Source organism: Mycobacterium gordonae, assembly GCF_001417955.2.
Taxonomy (GTDB): domain Bacteria; phylum Actinomycetota; class Actinomycetes; order Mycobacteriales; family Mycobacteriaceae; genus Mycobacterium; species Mycobacterium gordonae_B.
Genome location: NZ_LKTM01000116.1, coordinates 1 through 3,668, shown reverse-complemented (window position 1 = coordinate 3,668; position 3,668 = coordinate 1). Strand labels below are relative to the sequence as shown.

Sequence of the window (3,668 nt, the reverse complement as noted above, 5' to 3'; positions counted from 1 at the left end):
CTCGGGCCGCTGCTGGGTGCGGAGCCGGCGGATCTCGTCTTTGAGGTCGGTCTGGGTGTAGATCCACGAGCGGGAGACACCGGCGTGGCGAGCGACGGATTCGAAGGTGAGCACGGCGCCGGTCCGGTGGAGTTCGTGCAGTGCGGCGATTGCCCTGGCGCGGGTGTGTTCGTGCCGCTGCTGGGCACTGCGGATGAGGTGGATGCTGTTGTTAGCCGGCATGTTTGGCCTTCCCTGGTTCTGGATCGTTGAGGGCAGTGATGATGTTGTCCAGGTTGTGCAGGACTTGGCGGTTCATCTCGGCCAGACGTTGTTGTCCGCGGGCTTCGGCGGCGGTGATCAACTGCAGGGTCTGTTGCCGCTGCTGGTGGTGCTGGGGCAGGAACTCGGCGGTGGTGAGGAACATCGGACAGGTCAGACAGGCGTTGGCGTGCGGGCAGCTCTGCTGCAGCGGCAGTCCGCAGTAGCCGTTGGGTAGGGCCTGGGTGGCTCGGCCGAGGCGCTGTTTGGCCCAGGCGGCTTCCGCGATCGGCCCCGACGGGTCGAAAATGATTGTGGAGCCGTGGATGTCGACCTTGCGGGCCGCCTCCCACTGGCGGCGCACGGTGGTGTCGTGCAGGCGGGCGTAGTGGCTGGTCATCTGCGCGGAGTCGTGGTCGAGGATGCGTCGCACGACCTCTTGCGGGACGTCGCGGTTGATCAGCCGGGTGCCCAGGGTGTGGCGCCACTGGTGCGGAGTGAGGTGCACTGGCTGGCCGTGCTCGTCACGGATGTCGCAGACGGACAGCCAGCGCAACAGCGCCATCCGGTAGGTGGGACTCGCGATTGGGTGGGTGCCGTCAATGTTCTTCGTCGGCCGTGGGAACAACACCGGCGTGCCTGCCGGCCAACGCTGGGAGGTGTGGTTGCGGTGTTCGGCGATGAGCTCACGTAACTGCTCGTCGATGGGCACCAACGCGTCGCGTTTCATCTTATGGTTCAGATAGCGCAGATACGGTGCGCTTTCGGCGTCGGCGACCACACAATCGCTGCGCAGCCGCAGCGCATCAGTGATCCGTAGCCCGCAACGCATCAAGATGATCGTGATCAACCGGTAAGCAGGGTCGGCGAATCGGGCGAGGTTGTCTGCATCCTCGAGCTGGGCCATGACCTGTTCGGCCAGTGCCCGAGGCAACCGTTCGTCGCGTTTGGGGTAGTCCTCGGCGAAGAACATCGCGTCTGCGGGAAGGTCTGTGTCCCAACGGTGTTGGCGGACTGCAGCGAAGAATCGATTGAGCAGCCCGATATGGGTCCCCCGGCGTTGGGCACCGATGGAATCGCTGCGCAGGTGGGCCAGATAGCGCTCCAGCACCGGCCGGTTGATCTGGTCGATGCTCTCGACGCCAATGTCGGCGAGGAACCCCGCGAAGCGGGTGAACGCAACGACCGGCCTACCGGCGCCAGCTTCTAGACCCAATCCGGTCGATAGCCGCCACCGGACCCACCGCTTGACCAGATCCCGCAGCCACGGCTGCGGCATACCGTCGAACCGCAGCGTGCGGTCTCCGTCGTAGCCGAGCCGGCGCATGCGCCAGACATCGCGCGGGTATTCGGCGTCCCAGCCGCCGGCCTCGGCCAGGTCGGCGATCACCCGGGATGCGTAGCTGAGGAACCCGCGGGAGCGAGTGTCGTTGATCGTCGACCGAGCCCACTCGTGCCAGGTGTCCTCGTCACGCTCAAGCAGCGAGTCCACCTGCGCAGCAGCCAGTGCCTTCACCACGCGCATGACCACGTCTGGGGTGAGCTTGCCTTGCCGATCGTCGTGGCGGCGTTGCAGCACGTACTGCAGTTCCAGCTTCAGCTGACCGGCCAGCCGGTCGAGCCGGATCTGCTCGCTGGCCAGTGGGGTTTGGTCGGCGAAGTGGTCGGCAAACGCGTCGATGTCGGGTCTGCCGTTGACCTTCCAGGTAGTGGTGTGGGTCTGGCAGAACGCAGACGTGCCCTGCGGCCAGAGCTCGCAGTGCGGGATTCGGCATGTTACCCCAGCCGCTGGTTGCTTGAACGGCTGCGGTTCGGCCAGCCATCCAGCCAGGCTGGGCCGCCCGGCGCGTTCCCATCGTTGTGCGTGCAGCCCACACATGCCGCCGCGGGCAGAGCCGTAACCGCAGCCGGGCACCCGGCAGCGCTGGTTAGGTTGTTGGCGCCGCCACCGCGGATCGGTCGAGGCAGCAAACTGCTCCAGAGACGGGCGTCCTTCGTCGTGCCACCGTTGCCGATGTCCTTGACACAAACGGAGTCCGCGGGCGGTTCGCTCGCACCCCTCGACCCGGCACTCGGTTCCACCAAACACCGGATCCTCAGGTCCAAACTCCAGGACATTGCTGCGGAATCCGTGGCGGACCTCGGCCATCAGCTTGCCCAACAACCCCGGCGGGGCGGCAGGCTTCAGCGACGGCACGCTCATAGCCGCACCTGCCCGTCGGTGAACCAGCCCGCTCGTTCCATGACCCGTCGAGCGTCCTCGACGCTAAGGTGCCCGTACGTCGTGGTCGTCGTCGCCACGTGAGCATGTCCGAGCAGGTGCGCGACCACCTCGATGCTGACTCCGTCGCGCAGCAGCCGGGTTGCGGCCGTGTGTCGCAGCCAGTGCGGGTCGAAGTCGATCCCGGTCCGTCGGCGCAGCCTTCGCACCAGGTCGTATACCGCGCCGTAGGTCAGCGGATACCCCTGCGGGCGGCCCCACAGATTGACGAACACGTAGTCGCTGTCCAGATCGCCGTACTCGCTGTGAAGGTAGTCGGCCAACAAGCGGATCAACGCGCTGCTGACCGGGATCGTGCGGTCGGTCTGTGACTTGGCGCGTGCGCCATTGGCGTTATCGCGTCGCCGCACCGTCACTTCATTTTCGGCAGCGGCGATGTCGTTGTGCCGCAAACCAAGTGCCTCACCGATCCGCATCCCCGTGTCGTAGAGCACGGCGAACAGCAATCGGTCCCGCAGCCGGCCGCAACCATCCAGGATTGCCTGCACCTCGTTCGGCGCGAGCACCCGCGGCAGCTTCTTCGGCGTCTTCAACGCGATCACCCGCCGCGACCTCGGCGTGCCCTTGCTGATGTGGTGCAGAAACGGTCTCCAACCTCCGCGCGCGCCGCCGACCTGCCATGAGGTCAGCAAAGTGCCGACATCCACCCCATCTCGTGCGGCGTGGGTGTAAAACGCCCCGACCGCCGAAAGCTTGCGGTTCACAGTCGATTCCGTGCAGTGATGCGGCAACGACGGCAACACCGCGACCTGCCCATGCCGGGCCTGCAGCGGCAGTCGCAGCCAGGCTACGAACTCACCTACGTCGTCGAGCCGCACCGCGCGCCAATCCAGCCCACGCTCGGCGAGAAAGCCGAACCAGTCCTTGAGATCGTGCGCGTACGCCTTGACCGTGTTCGGCGATCGCTCGATGTCAGTCAGATACGCCAGATACCGGTCGACCGGTGCTACCGGAGCGTTGTCGTCACCGAGAACGGTCCACGACTCACGCAACGAGACCGGCGAGATAACTCGTGCAATCTGCATCGCCCCTCCGCAGGCTCTTGCCTCCTGGACAACTGCAGATAAGCATGTCCAGCACGCAGAACCTGGGACCTCAACACCTCGTGTCGGACATCAAAGACGCCGTCACGAGGACTACAGATAAC

Annotated in this window: 3 protein-coding genes; all 3 read right to left on the bottom strand. The window is 65.6% G+C overall.

The annotated features are described in order from the left end of the window. Positions 1 to 222, bottom strand: a 222-nt coding sequence (locus tag AO501_RS12440) for a DUF6262 family protein (protein WP_231752464.1), incomplete at its 3' end; no start/stop codon positions are given. After that, positions 212 to 2,443 (bottom strand): tyrosine-type recombinase/integrase, encoded by a 2,232-nt coding sequence (locus AO501_RS12435; protein WP_231752463.1) that lies wholly within the window; start codon positions 2,441 to 2,443, stop codon positions 212 to 214. The genes AO501_RS12435 and AO501_RS12440, both read right to left, overlap by 11 nt. Then, positions 2,440 to 3,546 (bottom strand): site-specific integrase, encoded by a 1,107-nt coding sequence (locus tag AO501_RS12430; RefSeq protein WP_055578025.1) that lies wholly within the window; start codon positions 3,544 to 3,546, stop codon positions 2,440 to 2,442. Before AO501_RS12430 ends, AO501_RS12435 begins: the two co-directional genes overlap by 4 nt. Positions 3,547 to 3,668 lie beyond the last annotated feature (122 nt).

Coding starts and splice junctions, on each gene's coding strand:
- AO501_RS12435 (WP_231752463.1), bottom strand. CDS start 2,443: ATGAGCGTGCCGTCGCTGAAGCCTGCCGCCCCGCCGGGGTTGTTGGGC.
- AO501_RS12430 (WP_055578025.1), bottom strand. CDS start 3,546: ATGCAGATTGCACGAGTTATCTCGCCGGTCTCGTTGCGTGAGTCGTGG.